Source organism: Bacillus sp. AK128 (assembly GCF_053903075.1).
Genome location: NZ_CP096379.1, coordinates 3,483,024 through 3,504,067, shown reverse-complemented (window position 1 = coordinate 3,504,067; position 21,044 = coordinate 3,483,024). Strand labels below are relative to the sequence as shown.

Genomic DNA, 21,044 nt, shown 5'->3' with positions numbered 1-21,044 from the left:
TTAAAAGATGGTCTTTCTTTAGGTTGTTTTAATTGACAAATTATGGATTTAACCATTATATATGGAATAGACTCATGTATAAGAGGGGATCCAATGAAATATGATGTGATTGTTATAGGTGCAGGTCAAGCTGGATTAGCGGTTGGTTATTTTTTGAAAAAGACAGGTTTGTCCTTTCTTTTATTAGATCAAACCGAAGCAACAGGTGAGGTCTGGAGAACGAGATATGATTCATTAAAACTTTTTACGCCTAGACGATATAGTGCATTACCTGGGTTGGAATTTAGAGGAGATACAAACGGTTATCCTACAAAGGATGAAGTGGCTGATTACTTACTTGCTTATGCCAGCCACTTTCAATTACCTATCCAGCATAAAACTAAAGTAGAAAAACTACATAAAAGAGAAGATGTATTTGTTGTCAATACAAGCACAGAAGAACTTCATGCTCATCAGGTGATCATTACAACAGGTCCGTTTCAAAAACCATTTGTTCCTAAGATGGCTCTGTCAAAGGAAGTGTATCAAATTCATTCTTCTCAATATAGAAACCCAACACAATTAGATTCTGGTTCAGTATTAGTGGTAGGGGGAGGTAATTCAGGAGCCCAAATTGCTGTTGAGTTATCAAACACAGGTAGGGATGTCTTTCTTTCTGTAGGTCATAAAATGAAATTTCTGCCTCAGGATATCGGGAACAAAAGTATTTTTTGGTGGTTTGATAAATTAGGGGTATATAAAGCGGATGTTCAGTCTAACATTGGCAAATTTATTCGGAAACAGCCAGATCCTATTTTTGGTTATGAACTTAAATCCGCAATTAAACATAAAAGTGTTATATTAAAGCCTCGAACTATGTCTTCTAGTCAACGTTCTATTCAGTTTGAAGATGGAAGTGAGCTTGATGTAGATCATGTCATTTGGTCAACTGGATTTACATCAGATTACAGTTGGGTTGATATACCCAATATATTTAATCCTGACGGAATTCCAATTCACCTAAAGGGTGTAACAAATGTAGCTGGACTTTATTTTGTTGGCTTGCCATGGCAAACAAGTAGAAGCTCTGCCTTGCTTCAAGGAGTTGGTAAAGATTCGGAGTATATCTCTAAAAAAGTGGTTGACTTTGAAGCATCGAAATTGAATTAAATCTTTATTTGTGGTGTAATAAAAATAATTATTATACTATTTGGTATAAAAAATAAGTTAGTTTTAATTGATTGATGTTTCGTTACCTCTTAAAGTTGCTATAGCAACTAAGTGGTAATGACAAAAGAAGAGGGATTATATGGAGATTATAAACGTAGCTTTAAAACCGCCCATTGATTCAACTCCACTTGTTTTGGTCATTGGAAAATTTGATGGGATCCACAAAGGTCATCAGCTCCTTCTGCAAACAGCGAAAGAATATGTGAATGATCAAGAAGTACTAGCTGTTTGGAGTTTTAATAGGCAGCCGAAACTGATTTTAAATAATGATCAAGAATATGAGAAAAACCTTACCCCAGAAAATGAGAAACTTTTTATTCTGCATCAACTAGGCGTAAAAAGGTATTACAACGTTGAATTTACAAAGGATTACTCAAAAATAACTTCTCAAGAATTTATTCAAGATCATCTAAGTAGGCTAAACATTAAACGAATTGTTGTGGGGGAAGATTTTTACTTTGGAAAAGGAAGAGAAGCAGGAGTCACTAGACTAATTGAGCTTTGTCAACCAATAGGAGTTAGCGTTACAGTTGTACCTTTATTGAAAGAAAATGGAGAAAAAATAAATAGCACAAAGATTCGTTCCTTCATTAGAGAGGGAAAAGTAGAAAGAGCACTTTCTTTATTAGGACGAACTTATCAAATAAAAGGAACCGTGATCCATGGCAAAGCTTTGGGAAGAAAGTTAGGATTTCCAACGGCTAATCTAGGTGAGGTAGATTCCTACGTATTACCTAAGCCTGGTTTATATTTAGGTTCAGTCGACATTTTAGAAGATGGATATATAAAAGAATCCTGGAGTGCACTAATTAATGCGGGTTATCGCCCAACGGTAAATGGAGAAGACTACTTAATAGAAGCCTATTTGTTGCATTTCAACGGGAATCTATATGGAAAAACAGTGGCTGTATCATTTAATCAATACATGAGAGATGAAATTGAGTTTCAAGGAGTTGAATTATTGGTAGAGCAAATGGAAAGAGATAGGTCTGAAGCAAACGTACTATTAGGATTTTAAGCTTTCTTAAAGACGATTATATATAGAATTTAAAGAAAAAGGTGATAAAAGATGAAAAACTATGGGATTGATCCAAGTAAAGGTTTGGAGTTTGGAATTTATACATTAGGTGATCATTTGCCTAATCCACTAACAGGTGAAAGAATTTCGGCAAAAGAGCGTGTTCATGAAATTATTGAATATGCTAAGCTAGCTGATCAAACGGGAATTGACTTCTTTAGTGTAGGGGAAAGTCATCAAGAATATTTCGTAACACAAGCACATGCGGTGGTATTATCGGCTATTGCACAGGCAACAAAAAATATAAAAATTGGGAGCTCTTCTACGATTATCAGTACGTCAGATCCAGTGAGAGTATATGAAAATTTTGCAACGGTTGATTTAATTTCAGGTGGACGTGCAGAATTAATTGCAGGCCGTGCCTCAAGAGTAGGGTTATTTGATTTGTTAGGGTATAACCTTCGTGATTATGAGGAGTTATTTGAGGAAAAGTTTGAATTGCTATTAAAGATTAATGAAGAAGAAGTGGTCAACTGGAGAGGTGAGTTTCGTGCTCCTTTAAGAGATGCACAAGTCCTTCCGCGTCCTGAAAAAGGAAGAATACCGATTTGGAGGGCAGTTGGTGGAACTCCAGCAAGTGCAATTAGAGCTGGGTATGCAGGCGTCCCGATGTTTATGGCTCACTTAGGTGGACCTGCTGAAGTTTTTAAGCGAACCGTTGATGCTTATCGTGAGGCTGCAAGAAGTAGAGGGTTTGATCCAGCAGAATTACCAGTCGCTACAGCTGGTTTCTTCTATGCCGCTGAAACCTCCCAACAAGCTCTGCAGGATATGTATCCCCATATTAACGAGGGAATGAAAAAGACAAATGGAACTGGTTTCCCTAAGCAGCATTTTGCTCAAGGTGTAGATCCGCATAATATTATGAACATTGGAAGTCCACAGCAAATTATTGAAAAAATACTGTATCAGCATGAAATGTTTGGCCATCAGCGTTATATCGCACAAATTGACTTTGGTGGGGTTCCATTTGAGAGACTGATGAAAAATATAGAACTCATTGGGACTGAAATTTTACCAGCGATTAAGAAATACACTAAAAAATCGGAGGTATAAATATGAAGATTGTTGCGTTATCAGGTTCAAAAGTTGGATCTAAAACAAGAACAGCGATGGACTATACAGTTAAAGCAATAACAGCTAAATATCCGGACGTTGAGGTGGAATTACTCGATTTAGCTGAATATGATGTTCAGTTTAGTGATGGTCGCAATTATTTGGAGTATGAGGGTGATACCGGTTATGTTACCAAAACCTTGATGGAAGCAGATGCAATCATAATGGGGACACCTGTTTTCCAGGCATCCATACCGGCTACGCTAAAGAACATATTTGATTTGCTACCTCAAAACGCTTTCAGAGACAAAGTAGTAAGCATGCTTGTTACAGCAGGTTCTTCTAAGCACTACTTAATTGCCGAACAGCAACTAAAGCCTATTTTAGCTTATATGAAAGCACAAATTGTCCAAACATATGTGTTTATTCAAGAGGAAGATTTCTATCGAAAAGAAATCACCAATCACGATATTATATTTAGGATTGAGCGTTTAGTTGAGGATACTGTTGTATTAACTGACACCTTTGCCGAAATCAGAAAGAAAAAAGAAGATCAATACGATTTTTAATATTGTAGGTTCGAGCACCTGACCAGAGTCTATGGTTAGGTGCTTTTGTTTGTCTGTATCGTCTCGACATACTTAATCGACTCCAATCATAGAAATATAATTGGCTTGCTTTTTGATTTCTAGACTCCCTAAGCAAAAGTGAATATGTAGGCAGATTAATTGATTATAAGTTATTAACTTAATATACTAAAAGGTATAAAAAGTAACATTTGAAAATAATTGTTTTTTTATAGATTAAAGCATATTTAGAAGAACAACTATAGGAGGGATTTCATGAAGTTAGTGGGCATTTCAGGATCATTAACAGGGTCAAAGACAGCAAAGGCTGTAGTCGAGGTTTTACATGCAGCAAAGAAAATCGATCCAAGTATTCAAACAGAAATATTAGATTTAAAGGATTATGAGGTAGAGTTTGTTCGTGGTACACCATTATCCTATTATAATGAAGATACTATAACTGTTGTTAACAAAATATTATCGGCTGATTTCTTGGTGATTGGTACACCTATTTATCAAGCTTCCATAACAGGTGCGTTAAAGAACCTTCTGGACCATCTTCCAACCGATGCATTTAAATCCAAAGTAACTGGAATTGTCTCGACTGGGGGATCGCAAAAACATTTTCTTGTGACGGAATACCAATTAAGACCTATTCTAACCTTCTTAAAGGGATCTGTTCCGAATGGGAATGTTTTTGTTCATAATGACTCATTTAATGAAGATAATCAAATTAGTGATAAAGACGTAGAAGAGAGAATTCAAAAGCTAGCAAACGAGATGATTCACTTACAAAAGTTTCTTTCAGGAAAATAAAGAAGGACATTACTTAGATGTTTTAGTAAAATAGACGGTGGACAAAACACCTCTATTGTTAGTTAATAGAAAAACTTTTTGCACTAATCTTACAACTGCCTCTTGAAGACTCGTTTTGGAGTTGTCTAAAAATGAAACTGATCAAAAAAATATTTTCAAAGCATAAGAAAATTAATATAGAATTTTGTCAAAAGAACTTGGACCGATTTCTAAGTGAGGATCAACACTCGGATTACAACACCTTCTTGAATTCAAATAAAGTCATCTATACTGAATATGAGTGTCAGAGTAAATGTAGGGAATGTAAAGCCTCTCCCTATGCGATTGTTGATGGACAATTTGTATCTGCTGATGACTCCAAGGAATTATTGGAGAAGCTTTTGTCATATACGGGAGGGAAATAGCATAATTAGAAATCTTTTAGAAACCGAGCTTGGCTAATTAGCCAGGCTTATTTTTTTGCTTAATAGATATAAAGGTGTGATTTTGGTCACAGTGGACAAGCTGCTTTTCCTACATAATAGCTTTATATAAACCAAGTAGTTATTTTTTAGGAGGAGCACAGCATGAGATTTAAAGCATTGAAAATCGGTACCAAATTTAATCTATTAGTAATTGGAATTATTTTATTTTTAACAGTTGTGATTAGTTTTGTTGCTTATAGTCAGGTTACAAAGGTTATGGACGAAACCTATACGACAAGAGTAAAGGCAGTATCGGCTCTTGGCTATAATTGGTTGAATGAGAAATATCCTGGTGAATGGTCTGTTAAGGATGGACAGTTATATAAAGGCGATACGAATTTATATGACAATAATGAGTTTGCTGATGAAATGGGAACAATTACAGGTGGGGCAGTTACGATTTTTCAAGACGATACAAGAATAGCTACTAATATAAAGGAAAATGGAGTTCGTGCCATTGGTACAAAGGCATCGACTGCTGTTTCTGATGTAGTGTTGAAGCAGGGTGAAACTTTTCTAGGGGAAGCTGATATTTTAGGAAAGAAATATTTAACGATGTATCAGCCGATAAAAGATAATAGTGGACAAGTAATTGGAATGTGGTTGGTTGGACCAACTATTGATACGATTCAAGAATCTGTGTTTTATTTAGTAACAATCCTCGTGATCGTTTTAGTTGTATCAGGAGTTATAGCAGTGGTATGTAGTGTGTTATTAACAAAGGCAATTACTAGACCTATTATTGTTATGAACAGTCAGTTAAGAGAGATTGCTGAAGGAGAAGGTGATCTTACACAGGAAATTAAGGTAAATACGAAGGATGAAATGGGAGAGCTAGCTTCTTCTTTTAATAAAATGTTAGGTAGTTTGAGAACGATGATTCGTCAAATCGGCGATACTTCTGAACAGGTGGCTGCTTCTTCTGAAGAGCTAACGGCAAGTTCAGACCAAACCATGCAAGCAACGAACCAAATTGCAGTATCGATTCAAGAGGTTGCTGGTGGTGCAGAGGCACAAGGTAAGGGAGCAGAAGAAAGCTCACGTGCGATGAACGAGATGACGATCGGCATTCAGCGAGTGGCAACTACTGCTTCTTCTGTATCAGAGGCCGCTCTGGAAACGACGAAGGAAGCTAATGAAGGAAATGAATCTTTACAAAAAGTAATCCAACAAATGAATGCCATCAATTCTTCTGTGGATCATTCAGCTACTGTGATTTCTCAGTTAGGAGAACGCTCGAAGGAAATCGGCAAAATAATTGAAGTGATTACTGCTATCTCGAATCAGACGAACTTACTGGCATTAAATGCAGCAATTGAAGCAGCACGTGCAGGAGAACATGGAAGAGGATTTGCAGTTGTTGCAGATGAGGTTAGAAAGCTAGCAGAACAGTCTAAGGATTCAGCTGACCAAATCTCAGGATTAATCCAACAAATCCAAGAAGACACGGATCGTGCGGTGGAAGCGATGGAAATTGGAACAAGGGATGTAAATGCTGGAATGGAAGTAGTTTATGAGACAAGTAGAGGATTTGAGAGAATCTTACAATCAATTGAACAGGTGGCTTCTGAAATTCAAGAAGTATCAGCAGTATCTGAAGAAATGTCAGCGGGTATTGAGCAGGTAAATTCTTCTGTAGAGGAAATGGCCAGAATTGCGAAAGAATCAGCAGCAAATACACAGAATATCGCATCTGCCTCACAAGAACAATTGGCCTCTATGGAGGAAATGGCATCGTCCTCTGCATCCTTATCACATATGGCAGAGGATTTACAAACGCTAGTTAATAAATTCAAAGTGTAAAGATTGTTTCTTCTAACTATATATGAAAATTTGTAAGGCCTCGTATATGCGGGGTCTTTTTTTCGAGATACAGTTATTAGCAAAAATGCAAGCATATGCATTGGTTTTAAAAAAATAACTAGAAAGTTTGAACAATTTATTCTAATTTTCCGTGAATAGAAATAGTTATTAAAAAAGGGACTGGTAGCGTTTTCGTGGTGAATAAAATAGACATTTAACATATAGTAGTGTGGTTCTTTCTCCATGGTGGGGATTGTATGATGGTTGCTCTATAGCGAACCTGTAGAGCGCTATCATGGCAATACCTATAAAACGTTTCAAATGAAACGAGAAATGGAGGTAAGAGGGTGAAGACGAAAAACAGATGGTTAATTGCATTGTCAGCAGTAGGGATTCATCTTTCAATTGGTTCTGTGTATGCCTGGAGTAATTTTACGAACCCCTTGAAAGACATGTTTGGTTGGAGTGATCAAGAAGTTGCGTGGACATTTAGTATTGCAATCCTTTTCCTTGGATTATCTGCTGCATTTCTAGGACATTTTGTTGAGAAACATGGGCCAAGGAAGGCCGGATTGTTAGCCGCCATATTTTTTGGGGTGGGGCTCATTGGATCAGGCCTAGCTGTTCAATTAGAGTCAAAATATCTTCTCTACTTTTTTTATGGTGCTCTTGGTGGGATTGGACTTGGTGTGGGTTATATTGCCCCGGTTTCTACTCTGGTAAAATGGTTCCCTGACCGACGAGGTATGGCTACCGGTTTAGCCATCATGGGATTTGGTTTTTCAGCAGCGATTGCAAGCCCAATAATGAATTATTTAATTGATGGATACGGTGTTGCAGCAACGTTTTATACATTAGGAATTGTTTATTTTATTATCATGCTTTTATCTTCATTATATTTAGAGAAACCGGAAGAAGGCTGGATGCCTGCTGGCTTTAAAGAAAAGGTGGATTCGGGGAAAGCCAAAGCCCCGATGGAGCTGTCGCAATTAATAGCCAATGAAGCCGTAAAAACACGTCGATTCTGGTATTTATGGATCATGTTGTTTATTAATGTTACGTGCGGAATTGCTGTATTAGCAGTAGCGAAACCTCTAGCAGAGGAAGCAATTGGGATTAGTGCAGCGGCAGCGGCGGCATTAGTTGGTGCGATTGGAATCTTTAACGGACTAGGAAGAATCGGATGGGCTTCAGCTTCTGATTACATTGGAAGACCTAATACGTATACAACTTTCTTTGTCCTGCAAATTATCATTTTCTTTTTACTTCCGTCAACTTCGATTCAATGGCTGTTTGTTGCCATGTTAATCGTTGTATATACATGCTACGGAGGAGGATTTGCTTCTATTCCTGCTTATATAGGTGATTTATTTGGGACAAAGCAACTAGGTGCTATTCATGGATATATCCTAACAGCATGGGCAGCCGCAGGATTAGCAGGTCCACAATTTGCTGCCTACATTAAGGACACGACCGGAAGCTACTCTGGAAGTCTGACTTTCTTTGCGGGCCTTTTCGTTATAGCATTAATAGCCTCATTACTAGTTCGTATTGATATCAAGCAGCTTAAACAAAAATCAGAGGCAGCTTAATAGACTGACAAACTAAGTTCGCTTTACTACATTAACGTACCGGGGGCCAGGCCCCCGATGCTTTAACGTGTTAAAGTTAGCACGTAATATATGAAAAAGGGTTGATTGTAATGGGAAAAAGTAAGCATCTTGGTCCTCAGAAAATGTCGAAAATACCTCAACCTAAACACTGGGTGAGCCCAGTACCATTTGGCCTAGGGAAAGTTAAGCCTAAGCATATTCGTGATACGATGAAGGTTGTTTTAGAGAATAAGGATAATCTAAGCTATGCCACAAAAATACTAACTAAAGGTGTCTGTGACGGGTGTGCGTTGGGGGTTGCAGGACTTCATGATCAGACGTTAAAGGGACCACATATTTGTACAACACGTTTAAATATACTAAGGCTTAGTACGATGCCGGCCATTAAAGAAGAGATTTTACATGCTGATATTGATGAATTGAAGAAATATGATAGTACCGAATTACGCAAGCTTGGTCGTATTCCCTATCCGATGATTCGGCGAAAGGGGGAAAGGAAGTTCTCTCGTTTGACTTGGGATGATGCGATGGGTCTGATTGCTGATAAAATGAAGAGTTTGGATCCTAAGCAGTATGGTTTCTACTTAACTAGTAGGGGAATCACGAATGAATCCTATTATGTAGCGGGAAAGGTAGCACGCTTTTTAGGGACGAATAATATTGATAACTCGTCAAGAATCTGTCATTCTCCTTCTAAAACAGCTATGAAACGGTCTGTTGGAGTGGGTGCATCGACCTGTAATTACCAAGATTGGATTGGCACAGATGTCATTCTGTTCTTTGGTAGTGTGGCTTCGAACTCCTCACCTGTGTCAACCAAGTATATGTTGGCAGCGAAGAAAAAAGGGACGAAAATAATTGTTATTAACCCTTATAAGGAACCAGCAATGGATCAATATTGGATTCCTTCTGTTGCGGAATCTGCTTTATTCGGGACAAAGCTGGCAGATGACTTTTACCAAGTAAATATTGGTGGAGACATTGCCTTTATGTATGGAATTATGAAGCATTGGTTTTACATGGAAGAGGATGAAGCAAATTCAGCATTAAATCATGACTTTATTAATCAGCATGTAAACGGATTAGAAGAAATTAAACAAAAAATAGATGATTATTCTTGGGAAGACATTGAAAAATCGTCGGGTGTAACCAAAGAGAGAATCATAGAATTAGCAAAGCTACTAGCAGCTTCTAAAAATGCAGTCTATGTTTGGGCCATGGGTCTTACCATGCACTCATTTGCGACCGATAATATATCGCAAGTGTCTAATCTTGCCTTACTTCGCGGTCATTTAGGAAGAAAATATAATGGACTTATGCCGTTTCGTGGTCATTCCGGAGTTCAAGGAACGGGAGAAATGGGATGTGATCCGTTTGTGTTACCAGGTGGGGATTACACCGGAGCTAATATTAGTAGAGTAGAAGAGCTATGGAATTTTAAATTACCGGAGTGGCAAGGGGATATTGTAGGTGTAACGCTTGAAAATATTTTGCTTCCAGACGATCATGAACGAAAAATAAAGATGTATTATATGAGCGGTGGTAATTTCCTTGAAACTATGCCTGAACCTGAGTTCATTGAAAAGGCATTATCAGAGCTTGAAATTCGGGTTCATCAGGACATTATCCTAAATACCTCAGCGTTAGTGGATGCCAAAGAAGCCGTTATTTTACTACCAGCGAAAACACGTTATGAACAAGAGGGTGGTGGAACGTCAACCTCAACAGAGCGTATGGTGTATTTCTCACCTGAAATTGAAGGTAATAAAAATCAAGTGGAAGAGGCTAGATCTGAATGGAAAATCTACATCGATCTGGCAAAACGAGTGAAGCCAGAAACAGCTCATCTTGTAGACTTTAAAGATGCAGATGAAATACGTCAAGAAATTGCGAAAGCTAATCCAAATTATGAGGGTATTCAGCATCTAAAAGAACAAGGTGATGTCTTTCAATGGGGCGGAGCATGGCTCTGTGAGGATGGAATTTGCCCAACTCCTGATGGGAAAGGATCTTTAATAGCAGTAGATATTCCATCACTTCAGAAAAAAGAGGGTCAATTCGTGGTTACCACACGTCGTGGGAAACAGTTTAATTCAATGGTATATAACGAAGTGGATCCTATTAACGGGGCTGGTCGATATGATGTATTAATGAATGCTGAAGATGCCAGACAATTAAGTATTGCAGAGGGGGAAGGAATCGTCCTCTATAATGGCTTTGGTGTATTCCAAGGGCGGGCTAAATTTGTAGAAATTGCTAGAGGTAATGTGGAAGTCCATTTTCCAGAAGGGAATTTTCTGTTACCAAAAGGTAGATATGAAAAATATGCAGGGATCCCTGATTATAATATTACCGTTAATCTAGAAAAAGCCGACCGGTTTAATGCAAGAAAAGATGTTCAATATGTTGAAAAGAATGTGGAAGACGATGATCTTAATGGATATGGAGAGTACTAGGGTAATAGAAAAGGGGCACTGAAACTTACTTTCAGTAGCTCTTTTTTGCTCTGAATTGAATGTTACTTTTTAACCAAAAGGGTCATTGTTCCTTCTTACCTCATCACTCAGTTAATTTTTTCGCAGTAGCACTTTTATGAACATCTTTTCCGTTTTTCATCGTTCCAAATAAATAATCTAATGAAGGATTCGTAACTCCATACCAATACTGTTCATTTTTGTAATGGTGAAGTAAATGAAGCTTTTTCATCCACTTTCCCCAGGGCGTTTTAGGTTGGTATGGACGATGTGCTATATAATGAGTCCACTCATAGTAAGTCATCATAATGATTGCCCCAGTAAAAACTGAAATTCCGAAAATTAAGCTTCCTGTTAATGCGGTGGTAATGGCGACTAGGATAAACAGCTGAGGGATGCTATACCAAATCGGTAAAAATAATAACTTTAAGTCATTTGGATCCTCATGATGGTCATAGTGAATTCTTTTCATGAATGTTAAAAATAATTGGTTTTTAGGAGCTTTCATATGGAAGAAGAATCGGTGGGTTAAGTACTCACTAATGATATAGAGGATAATTCCAATCAGAATACCAAACCATACTTGTACATTTAATGCATGAGGGAGAAGAATCACGAATGCTACAAAAATTAAGGTGCTAATGATCCAAATATCATGAAAAGAGAAAAATTCCTTTATATATTTACCCATCCTGTCCATTCCTCCTATGTTCTTTTTTTATATGTATGTTTCTACCTATAAAAAGAGAATAGTCGTAAGGTACAGGTTTTATCATGAATCTACAGATTAGGTAGGGATTAGAACATTTTAAACTAGAAAGTAGACAATTCATTCTAAAAATCATGTAAAACCTTTATATGAAATTTATAATTTCAACTATATAAAATGAGCAATGTACAAGAGAAAATCAGGAGAGAATCTGCATGCCATTACTTGAACCATTTACAAGCTTTACGATCTATGACTTAGAACAATATGAACATATCCTGTCTGAATTAGAAAAACAGATAGGGCTCCTATATTCTGCCAATCTTGAATTTACCATAAAGGTTGCTTTATTTGAAGCTGTTAATAACTCGATAGAGCATGGACAACTTCCAATTACTATAAACTTTGTATCTAATGAAAAAGAGATTCAAATAACTGTAAAAGACAGTGGTGAAGGTTTTAAAGTCAACCAAAAATTAGAGCTGATAAAAGAAAAAGGGATTGATGATTTGCTTGAAGAACAACTCTTTTCTACAAGGGGGAGAGGAATCTATATGATGTATAAAATGGTTAGTAAAGTGGTATTTAATGAAAAGGGTAATGAGGTTTCATTAATCGTTCAAACCAATTAGAATCGTTAACAGCTAATCTAGGAAAAGGAGGTAGTCATAGACTATCTCCTTTTTATAGGTAGTAGAGTAGTCAGGTGTGTGTAAATGATTTTCCTGTAAATAATAATAGATTTTTAACAGAAAAGCTGTGTTAAAGTACAGTGTTGATTTTTAGCAGAGTTGATTGAAGTGGAAGGACGCGAGACTCCTGTAAGGAAAAAGGAAAGAGCTTTTTCTCGGGAGAAGCGTGGTGAAGGAGACCCCGCAGGCGGTAACGCCGAGGAGGTAGGTTTTTTCACGCTAGTGAAAATAACCTCCAACTACCGCCCACGGAAAGCGAGCGTCCTGGAACGGAAATCAACAACTAACTTTAACAGAGCCAACAGAAAAGGAAAAAACTGTGATTTAGATCACATGATAAATTAATTTTGACCTTTATACTAAGGAGTAATAGGAGAAAGGACTTATGTACGTTTATAAAAATGATAGCGTTTACTTGGACTTTGTTAAGAATACAAAACAATATCCCGATTTAATTCATGGTTCATTAAATGTGAACTAGGAAGCTATGAAAAGATTAAAAGAGAATCCTAATTAAGAATACTTCTACACAATTCGACAATTTTCGAGTATGATAATACTAATATAGAAAATACAGGAGATTAACAATCATGACTTTAATACAGCAACAATCCTCCTTTCAAATTTGTCGGATTGACGAGTACGATAGAGTTGTAAATGATGTCGAACAAGAAATTGTTAAGTATGGCTGCCATTACCCAATGACTTTTTCTACTAAAATAGCTTTTCTAGAAGCACTTGATAATGCGATTGAACATGGTGATTTTCCAATCAATATTAAAATCAGTAATGATGGTAATAAAGGATTAACGATCATGATTAAGGATAGTGGCACTGGGTTTTTGGTCAAGGAAAAACTGAGCGTCATTCAGGAATATGGTATAGAATACCTCCTTCAAAATCAATTGTATGATGAACGAGGAAGAGGTATTTACATGATGTATAAAACAGCAAACCATGTACTTTACAATGATGCTGGTAATGAAGTTTCACTTTTTATATATAAGTAAAAAGTATGAGACATAGGAATGGCTTCCTATATTGTTTTTTAAACATATAAAATATACTATAAAAGTCCCGGGTGAGGATGCTGGATTGGGTCAAAAGGTGCATATTTAGATTTCTGGATTTTTTAAACTTTTAAACCAAGCAAAAATTTAAGTTTATTACATAATGAAGTGGTGAATGAAATGATAAGTGAAATTATTAGACTACCGTTATCAGAACGAGATTCAAGGCGAGCCAATGGAGAAGCTGTTGCTGCTAGAGTCATAACAAGAGAGGATGACCGGACGGTAGTGGCAAGACTGACACAGGACTCACTGTTTTTCCCTGAATTGATTGAGGAAACATTATTAAGAGCCGTATACAATGATAAGCGTCAACGCTGGATTGTTCCGTTTGAGGATATAAAAGAATATAGACGACCAATCAGTTAACCGTATATAAATAAGAGCACTGTTTTCAAAACAGGAGCTCTTTTTTGTTATTTTGTGTTTATGGAGATCTTAGTATAGGAATTAATAAAAGCCTGATAGACACAAGTCTACAGGCTTACTCTTTTATTCGGGGAATCTTAATACTAAGCGATTTATACTTTTTACCAGAAGGGCGGCTTTTAGTGATGACCTTGTGTTCAATATTTTCAAGATCAATATCATGAGGAAGCATGATATCAACTAAAAACTCACCATTTTTTTCTTCTGTATTAATAAATAGCTTACCTCTCATTAACTCCGAAATATGAGAGTCAATTCCTTGTTCAGGCAAGTCAGAACCATATTGAAAGGGATTGAAATTTGAAAAGAAATATTGAAATTCATCCCAATTAAATTGCTTTTTATTATTCATATCTCATCACCCCAATTTACACAACAGTTGCAGGGTTGCTGTCAATTTGATTCATTGGATTTTCAATGACGTCTGGATCATTAATATAATTTAAGTTTCCGGTAACCGGTATACTTGCAGCAAAGGCTGCAAAATTCATTCCTTGGTTCTGATTCAATTTCTCATGAACTTCCCAGCCGTTAGCAGAAGTATCCCCAACAAATACGCCACCAAGACTCTCTATACCGTTAACATTAATCATGTTAAAAATAATGGGTGCAGTCATGTCAATTCCCTCCGTTTCTATAAAAATATTTTATGTGTAGCCCTCTACGTTGTGCATGAATTTACTCCTTAAGCAAAATAGGCACTAAAATAATGACCATACATAAACTAATTTATGAATGAGTAAGAGGGGCGTGAAGATATGGATCAGACTCCGAATTTACTATTGAAAGATATAAATGTAAACGTTATGCAGTCTAATGCTGGGATCTTCATTGGAAGCAACCGTCAATCCTTTTGGTCGACACAATCAAAATCAAACCACGGTTTTGGTTCGATATCTGGTAATGGAAATAAAACATTTAGAAATGTAAATATTGTGGTTGACCCTGATGTAGTGGATTCACCAACTTATAGAAAATAGTGAAAAGGTGATGAGGATATGAGTCAATATAAAGGAGGCATTACATTTAGAAATATTAATGTAAATGCACAAAGCTCTAATGCTGGGGTTTTTATTGGCAATACGGAATCAATCGGTTGGAAAATCAGAGAGAAGCAAAACGTTGGTTTTGGGGAGACGCGCAACAATAAAAGAGGAGAATCACCCATAAGGGAAAATGTGAACTTGATTTTTGATGATGATGTAATTGACCATTATCATGAGAAATAAGGTTCGTTCCTCATCTAAAACATATTAGAGGACATTACGACATAAAAGTGTAAGTAGGAGGGATTTTTATGAAGCCGGAGATTAAACTAACTCATTTAGATGTGTCATCTATTTCAAATAGTAGTGGAATTTTTTACGGTGATAATAAATTACACTTTTTCCGTGGCACCTCAGTGAAAAATGAAGGGTTTGGAGAAATAAATGGGAACCATAATACGATAAGTGATACAGAGAATGCGTTAATTAAAGAAGACTATGGCGAATAAAAGGGAAACGAGTGGATCCCTTAATGGAGAGGAGCTAAAAAGTCTTCTGCAAGAGTTAAAGGACCTAAAAGATCAACTCGTCATTAATATAAATGTAGAAAAAGTGGAACTAATGATTCAGGATATACAGGAACTGCCGCTGCATCTGAATTTTGAAAAAGTAGAAGTTAAGGAGAACAAAGGCAATATTAACTTTGGTAATAACTTTGGACTTTCTAATGAGGAAACTAAGGACATGGAAAAAAAGCAGAGTGAAACGCATGAGAATATAAAAATCAAAGTGAATAATAGGGAAATAGATTACTATAAATAAGAGGGTGGTTTTTAATGGATGATCACACCATGAGATCTTCCGAAGAATGGGAGGAAGAAAAGCATAGAGAATCCTCAAAAAATAACAAACCACAGACTCCTTTTTCTCCTATATTCCATATTAAAGAGTTCAAAGTAGGGAACTTAGAAAACGCTAGTACGATTAATATTGGTAATAACTATCCATCAAATTTTAAAGGCTTTAAGAGGCATAGCCAAGGGCTTGGAAATATTGATGGTGATCACAATGATATCCATGATTTAAAATCGCATCTGAATTTGAGATATTTAATGGATACATTAATGGAAAATCAGGATGAACTCCCTGAATGGGTGAAGGAGTTATTAAATGAGCAGGAAAAGGAATTAAAGAAAGAAGACACAGAGTTCAGCGAGGATTTATTTGAGGAAATAAATTCACTTTTAGGGGTAGAGGAAACACCGCTTTTTTTTCGAAAGATTGCTAAAAAGCACGAACTCTTAAAAAAGGTCTGGAACCATATGAACCACCTATGGAATTCGGACAAGGAATTTAATGAATTTTATATAGATGTTTTAAAAATACTTAATCAAATTACATTTTCAGAGCAATATTCAAACGTTATTAAGCTTCCACATTCTATTTGTGAAGGATTAGCGAATGAAATTGAAGAATTAGCGAAAACATTATTAGCTGTTGTTCCTATTGCTCATGCATTGATACCTGGTTATATCGCTAACATGAAAATAAGCACTCTTGAACATCCAGTCTTGAATCCATCGCATCCAATGGAGACAATTAAATCTTTATTTCTGTTACAAGAAATCCCCCCTCATTTAATGGAATTAAAAAATATGCAGGAAGTTCTAAAATACATATATACAGACATTATAAAACCGACTGTTGAATCAAAGCAGGTTCATCAGTATTTTGAGGATATAAAAAATCTGTTAGATTCAAAGGGTAAAATGGCACAAGTGCTTGAAGAGGATTTCACTTCAGAGGAACAAGGACTTCTCCTACCAGAACTCATTCATTGCCTACAAAATTACCCCAAATATCTATTCCTTGAGTTTTCTTTACTTCCGTTATGTGAATAAATGACTAAGGGAAAATAAAAACAAGCAGATGATTTACTCATCTGCTCGTGTTATTTATTGTGTGGCAAAGTCAGAAACGGCTTCCTCAGGAATCGCACCTGTAACGCGACTGGCTTCTTCGCCATCTTTATATAATACCATTGTTGGAATACTCATGATTCCGAATTGTCTAGCTAAACCTGGAGCTTGATCAACATCTACACTGTAAAAATCAACTTTTCCAGATAATTCTTCGGATACACTACTTACAACTGGAGCCAGTTGTCTGCATCCTGGTCACCAATCTGCTGTGAATTTTAGAACAACAGGCTGATTGGATTGTTTTACAACTGCTTCGAAGTCGTTCTCATTTAAATTTTTTAACATGAAAAAACCTCCTTGGTTATTAGGATCCACAAATTGTGAATCAAACTTGTGAATCAAACAGAGGAAATGGAAAATTCTCCTCTACCATTATTGTAACTAATTATAAGCTCATTTCAAATATTGTGTTCCAAATCAATATTTGGATATTAGCAGGCAAATGATCCACAGGTTAACCCTTGATAGGCAAGTATAAACTGATGATAGGTCTCAGGGCCGTATCTTTTTGGATCTTGTTGGAAAAAGAGGTTGAATGTTATATCTTTCGCCTCTTCTAACGTGCATTGTCTAGAAGTGATTACTAACATAAGATAAGCCTGAAAATATTCCTTCCTTAATACGCCTGCATGATTAACAGTCATCGGTTTTTTCCTCCTTAAAGAAGACTCCTATTTATTAAATAGTTGCGCAGCAAACTTGTTTTTGGCAAGGCAGTGAGACTTCCGTTTGCTTTGTACTTTCTTTAATAGCACTATTAGAAAACTGTGCTCTTTGGATAGGTGCAAACTTCCAGGCATGAGTAGCCTTTTTTTCCACCTCAGATACTCGTTGTTTTGCTAGCATTTCATTTTGAAAATAAAACATGTTAGTTCCTCCTATATCAAGTAAATTTGATTAATTTAATCAAAAAAAATTGATTATGATAATAAAAAAAATGGAGATCAGTAAGTTTCTACATGTTGAATAGTAAATCAACTTTATTTGATATACTAATCATATATCCATAATTTTCTAATGTCAACTAAATTTATCAAAAAAAATTGATTAATATGTAGTCCACAATAAAATACTTGCTAAGAGGAATTATTTGTATAATAGTAATATCATACTGATTAGAAAATTCTAATGAAAAGGGGAAGTAGTAATGAATATTGTTCGGGCAACGCTAAATGAGTTAGAGGAAGTTGTGGAATTATTTGATTTATATCGCCGCTTTTATGAACAGCCTTCTGATCAAGAAGGAGCAAGAAGCTTTATTAGGGAACGGATTGAAAATAATGAATCTACGATTTTCCTTTGCGTACATGAAGGGAAGGCAGTCGGATTTACACAACTCTATCCTACATTTTCATCTGTAGGTATGAGACGAACATTAGTATTGAATGATTTATATGTGACAGAAGAAGCTCGTCGATTAGGAGTAGGCAATGCGTTGATTGATGCAGCTATAAATTACGGTAAAGAAGTTAATGCAAAAGGTATCGCATTGGAAACAGAATCAGATAACGAAAAGGCACAAGCTTTATATGAAAAGATTGGATTTGAACGAGAAACTAATTATTTTTATTTTTATACAATTAAGTAGGAATGCCTTTTAAATTAATTGTGGAGAAGGTTCGCAATTAATTTTTTTAGTTGGAGTTCATAGAATGAAATGGTATAAGATTAGATATATTCTTCTAAATTTAAGGTAAGGAATTGAAACTCTATGATTAAGCTCAGAAATATCAAACTTCAACAACGAATCATGATCTTTATTGTATTTCTTACCTTAGTCATTGTGATGCAGACAAGCCTACTTTTTTACCAAACCTTATCTAATACAATTGAAAAACAGCTAGGAAAGAGAGCACTACACATTGCAAAAACGGTAGCAGAGACGCCAGAAGTAATCCTCGCCTTTGACTCAGAACGCCCGTGGGAAATTATTCAACCCATTGCAGAAAGAATCCGATTAGAGACTGGTGCTGAATATATAGTGGTTGGAAATCAAGATGGGATTCGTTATTCCCATCCACTACCAGAACGACTAGGTGGAAAAATGGTAGGCGGAGATAATGAACGGGCATTAGTTGAAGGAGAGTCTTATACGTCTATAGCTACTGGAACGCTTGGTCCTGCACTAAGGGGAAAAGTACCCATCTATGATGAAACAGGCGAAATTATAGGAATCGTTTCTGTAGGTTTTTTATTAGAGGACATTGAACAACTTTCAACGGATTATGGTAGCCCCATTATACCCATTGCAATAATTGGAATCATTATAGGTATACTAGGGTCAGTGTTGCTATCAAGAAGCATTAAAAAATTGTTGTTTGGTTTAGAGCCAGAGGAAATTGCATCCCTTTATAAAGAGAGAAATGCAGTTATCGAGTCTGTTCGAGAAGGGATCATTGTGGTCGATCGCCTAGGGAAAATTGTTCTTGCTAATCAAGCCGCTTATGAAATACTTTCATTAGAAAACAGTCAATCAACAATTGGAAAGTCTATTCTAGACGTGATTCCTCATTCAACGATCCTTGAGGTCGTAGAAACTGGAGAAGAGCAGTTAGATCGTCAGCTTCAATTAGGTGGGAAAACAGTAATAGCAAATAGGTTGCCAGTGAAAGTAGGACAGGATGTAATTGGTGTGGTCTCTAGCTTTAGGCTGAAATCAGAAATTGATCAACTAACGGAAGAATTGTCACAGGTCAGACGATATTCAGAAGCGCTACGAGCACAATCACATGAATATAATAATCTACTTTATACTTTATCAGGTCTCATACAATTGGAGTCCTATGAGGAAGCACTTGAATTAATTCATAAGGAAGCTGCAGGACATCAGGAGCTTGTAAAATTAATCATGAAGAAAATTCGAGATCCCTTACTTGCTGGAATTCTATTAGGTTTTTATAATCGTGCAAAAGAATTGAAGATTGAGTTTATCATAGATCCTTCGAGTCATCTCCAAGATTTGAAAGGTGTGATTGATAGTAGTCATTTTGTCTCAATAATAGGGAATTTGGTTAATAATGCCTTTGAAGCAGTTGATCAACATGATAAAAACGAGAAAATTGTACAATTCTTTGTGTCTGATAGTGGTGGGGATATAGTGATTGAGGTAGAGGATACAGGAAAAGGAATCGATAGTGAATCAACTGAGATAATCTTTCAAAAGGGCTTTACGACAAAGGAAGGAAAAAATCGTGGCTTAGGTCTTGCGAAGGTTCAGGAGCTAACAGATGAGCTTGGTGGATATATTTCTATTGAAAAGGGTGACCTTGGTGGAGCCTTATTCATTATTTCTATTCCTAAGAATGGAGGGGAAAACCGGTGGAACAAAAGATAGAAGTGCTAATCGTGGAGGATGATGTAAGAATCGCAGAAATCCATCGGAGATTTACAGAGAAAGTTAGTGGATTTTCGGTAATTGGAACAGCAACTACCGGGGAACAGGCAAAGGATTGGCTAGAGACGATTCAGCCTCAGTTGGTCCTTCTCGATGTTTACTTACCGGATATGTTAGGAATCGATTTAGTGAAATTTATAAGGAAACAATTTTCTAGTATCGATATTATTATGATTACGGCAGCATCAGAGGTTGATATTATCCGGCAAGCCCTTCATGGTGGGGTTGTTGACTACATTGTAAAGCCCTTAACCTTTGATCGATTTAAAAATAGTCTAGAGAATTATCGGACAAAGTTTTCACAGCTTTCAGGACACACCAATTTAACACAGGAGCAAATCGAGGGCTTATGGAATAATGCAAATAAGCAGAGGTTAGAAGAGGATGTCCCCAAAGGGATTGATCCGCTCACTTTGGAAAAGCTTCTTGAAAGTATTAGTATGACTGGAAGTGAAGGGGTTACAGCTGAAGAATTAAGTAAAAAGTCAGGAGTCAGTCGCTCTACAGCTAGAAGATACTTAGAGTATCTAATCGTTCAAAATAAGATCCATGCAAAATTAATATATGGAAATGTTGGTCGACCTGAACGCAGATACTTTCCGTCGTGACTTTTATGAACAAAATAACCATAATAATCTTTTTCGAACTTATGAACAGATGCTATAAAGATAGCTAATGTTCTGATAACTTTAAGACAGCGCTT

26 protein-coding genes are annotated in these 21,044 nt (G+C 36.4%); 20 read left to right on the top strand and 6 right to left on the bottom strand.

Translation table 11 applies throughout. The features are described 5' to 3' along the window. Nucleotides 1–93 precede the first annotated feature (93 nt). The 9 genes from M1D60_RS17585 (at nt 94) to M1D60_RS17545 (ending at nt 11,061) form a co-directional block, all read left to right on the top strand. Nucleotides 94–1,149, top strand: a complete 1,056-nt coding sequence (locus tag M1D60_RS17585) for a flavin-containing monooxygenase (RefSeq protein ID WP_456276130.1) — start codon at nt 94–96, stop codon at nt 1,147–1,149. A gap of 139 nt (nt 1,150–1,288) precedes the next feature. Continuing rightward, a complete protein-coding gene (locus M1D60_RS17580; RefSeq protein ID WP_456276129.1) occupies nt 1,289–2,227 on the top strand; it encodes a bifunctional riboflavin kinase/FAD synthetase in 939 nt (312 codons plus the stop codon). Nucleotides 2,228–2,278: 51 nt separating this feature from the next. Further along, the gene (locus tag M1D60_RS17575) at nt 2,279–3,343 is read left to right on the top strand and encodes an LLM class flavin-dependent oxidoreductase (RefSeq protein ID WP_456276128.1); all 1,065 of its coding nucleotides are present in this window, start codon (nt 2,279–2,281) and stop codon (nt 3,341–3,343) included. 2 nt (nt 3,344–3,345) lie between these two features. Beyond that, complete coding sequence (locus M1D60_RS17570; RefSeq protein ID WP_456276127.1) at nt 3,346–3,912, top strand: NADPH-dependent FMN reductase; 567 nt, start codon at nt 3,346–3,348, stop codon at nt 3,910–3,912. Nucleotides 3,913–4,185: 273 nt separating this feature from the next. After that, complete coding sequence (locus M1D60_RS17565) at nt 4,186–4,725, top strand: NADPH-dependent FMN reductase (protein WP_456276126.1); 540 nt, start codon at nt 4,186–4,188, stop codon at nt 4,723–4,725. A gap of 131 nt (nt 4,726–4,856) precedes the next feature. Then, a complete protein-coding gene (locus tag M1D60_RS17560; protein WP_456276125.1) occupies nt 4,857–5,129 on the top strand; it encodes a DUF1450 domain-containing protein in 273 nt (90 codons plus the stop codon). Between the two features lie 162 nt (nt 5,130–5,291). After that, nucleotides 5,292–6,992, top strand: a complete 1,701-nt coding sequence (locus M1D60_RS17555) for a methyl-accepting chemotaxis protein (RefSeq protein WP_456276124.1) — start codon at nt 5,292–5,294, stop codon at nt 6,990–6,992. 347 nt (nt 6,993–7,339) lie between these two features. Further along, complete coding sequence (locus tag M1D60_RS17550) at nt 7,340–8,584, top strand: L-lactate MFS transporter (protein WP_456276123.1); 1,245 nt, start codon at nt 7,340–7,342, stop codon at nt 8,582–8,584. 110 nt (nt 8,585–8,694) lie between these two features. Continuing rightward, nucleotides 8,695–11,061 (top strand): FdhF/YdeP family oxidoreductase, encoded by a 2,367-nt coding sequence (locus M1D60_RS17545; RefSeq protein WP_456276122.1) that lies wholly within the window; start codon nt 8,695–8,697, stop codon nt 11,059–11,061. Between the two features lie 103 nt (nt 11,062–11,164). On the opposite strand, the gene M1D60_RS17540 is transcribed toward M1D60_RS17545, so the two are convergent. Further along, complete coding sequence (locus M1D60_RS17540) at nt 11,165–11,770, bottom strand: sterol desaturase family protein (RefSeq protein ID WP_456276121.1); 606 nt, start codon at nt 11,768–11,770, stop codon at nt 11,165–11,167. Nucleotides 11,771–12,003: 233 nt separating this feature from the next. On the opposite strand from M1D60_RS17540, the gene M1D60_RS17535 reads away from it, so the two are divergent. The 3 genes from M1D60_RS17535 (at nt 12,004) to M1D60_RS17525 (ending at nt 13,919) form a co-directional block, all read left to right on the top strand. Beyond that, complete coding sequence (locus M1D60_RS17535) at nt 12,004–12,420, top strand: ATP-binding protein (protein WP_456276120.1); 417 nt, start codon at nt 12,004–12,006, stop codon at nt 12,418–12,420. A gap of 650 nt (nt 12,421–13,070) precedes the next feature. Then, a complete protein-coding gene (locus M1D60_RS17530) occupies nt 13,071–13,490 on the top strand; it encodes an ATP-binding protein (RefSeq protein ID WP_456276119.1) in 420 nt (139 codons plus the stop codon). A 180-nt stretch (nt 13,491–13,670) separates the two neighbouring features. After that, complete coding sequence (locus tag M1D60_RS17525) at nt 13,671–13,919, top strand: hypothetical protein (protein ID WP_456276118.1); 249 nt, start codon at nt 13,671–13,673, stop codon at nt 13,917–13,919. A gap of 115 nt (nt 13,920–14,034) precedes the next feature. Here the strand turns inward: M1D60_RS17525 and M1D60_RS17520 are convergent, their stop codons facing one another. Beyond that, nucleotides 14,035–14,331: a hypothetical protein gene (locus M1D60_RS17520; protein ID WP_456276117.1), complete on the bottom strand. Its 297-nt coding sequence runs from the start codon at nt 14,329–14,331 to the stop codon at nt 14,035–14,037. 16 nt (nt 14,332–14,347) lie between these two features. After that, on the bottom strand, nt 14,348–14,596 hold the full coding sequence (locus M1D60_RS17515; protein ID WP_456276116.1) for a hypothetical protein: 249 nt from the start codon (nt 14,594–14,596) through the stop codon (nt 14,348–14,350). Nucleotides 14,597–14,737: 141 nt separating this feature from the next. On the opposite strand from M1D60_RS17515, the gene M1D60_RS17510 reads away from it, so the two are divergent. From M1D60_RS17510 to M1D60_RS17490, 5 genes are all read left to right on the top strand, one after another. Continuing rightward, nucleotides 14,738–14,959 (top strand): hypothetical protein, encoded by a 222-nt coding sequence (locus M1D60_RS17510; RefSeq protein ID WP_456276115.1) that lies wholly within the window; start codon nt 14,738–14,740, stop codon nt 14,957–14,959. An 18-nt stretch (nt 14,960–14,977) separates the two neighbouring features. Continuing rightward, nucleotides 14,978–15,208, top strand: coding sequence for a hypothetical protein (locus M1D60_RS17505; protein WP_456276114.1), 231 nt, complete (start codon nt 14,978–14,980; stop codon nt 15,206–15,208). A 68-nt stretch (nt 15,209–15,276) separates the two neighbouring features. Continuing rightward, a complete protein-coding gene (locus tag M1D60_RS17500) occupies nt 15,277–15,474 on the top strand; it encodes a hypothetical protein (protein ID WP_456276113.1) in 198 nt (65 codons plus the stop codon). After that, entirely contained in the window at nt 15,464–15,787 is a 324-nt protein-coding gene (locus M1D60_RS17495; protein WP_456276112.1) for a hypothetical protein, read from the top strand. Before M1D60_RS17500 ends, M1D60_RS17495 begins: the two co-directional genes overlap by 11 nt. A 14-nt stretch (nt 15,788–15,801) precedes the next feature. Continuing rightward, nucleotides 15,802–16,866 carry a hypothetical protein gene (locus M1D60_RS17490; protein WP_456276111.1) on the top strand — a complete coding sequence of 355 codons (1,065 nt, stop codon included), beginning with the start codon at nt 15,802–15,804 and terminating at the stop codon, nt 16,864–16,866. A gap of 54 nt (nt 16,867–16,920) precedes the next feature. Here M1D60_RS17490 and M1D60_RS17485 read toward each other — a convergent pair whose 3' ends face one another. From M1D60_RS17485 to M1D60_RS17475, 3 genes are all read right to left on the bottom strand, one after another. Then, entirely contained in the window at nt 16,921–17,127 is a 207-nt protein-coding gene (locus M1D60_RS17485) for a thioredoxin family protein (protein ID WP_456279480.1), read from the bottom strand. A 251-nt stretch (nt 17,128–17,378) separates the two neighbouring features. After that, nucleotides 17,379–17,591, bottom strand: coding sequence for a hypothetical protein (locus M1D60_RS17480; protein ID WP_456276110.1), 213 nt, complete (start codon nt 17,589–17,591; stop codon nt 17,379–17,381). 34 nt (nt 17,592–17,625) lie between these two features. Further along, the gene (locus M1D60_RS17475; protein ID WP_456276109.1) at nt 17,626–17,814 is read right to left on the bottom strand and encodes a hypothetical protein; all 189 of its coding nucleotides are present in this window, start codon (nt 17,812–17,814) and stop codon (nt 17,626–17,628) included. A gap of 280 nt (nt 17,815–18,094) precedes the next feature. On the opposite strand from M1D60_RS17475, the gene M1D60_RS17470 reads away from it, so the two are divergent. The 3 genes from M1D60_RS17470 (at nt 18,095) to M1D60_RS17460 (ending at nt 20,949) form a co-directional block, all read left to right on the top strand. Continuing rightward, a complete protein-coding gene (locus M1D60_RS17470; RefSeq protein WP_456276108.1) occupies nt 18,095–18,535 on the top strand; it encodes an N-acetyltransferase family protein in 441 nt (146 codons plus the stop codon). A gap of 126 nt (nt 18,536–18,661) precedes the next feature. Continuing rightward, nucleotides 18,662–20,281: an ATP-binding protein gene (locus M1D60_RS17465; RefSeq protein WP_456279479.1), complete on the top strand. Its 1,620-nt coding sequence runs from the start codon at nt 18,662–18,664 to the stop codon at nt 20,279–20,281. After that, a complete protein-coding gene (locus tag M1D60_RS17460; RefSeq protein ID WP_456276107.1) occupies nt 20,266–20,949 on the top strand; it encodes a response regulator in 684 nt (227 codons plus the stop codon). Before M1D60_RS17465 ends, M1D60_RS17460 begins: the two co-directional genes overlap by 16 nt. Nucleotides 20,950–21,044: the final 95 nt, after the last annotated feature.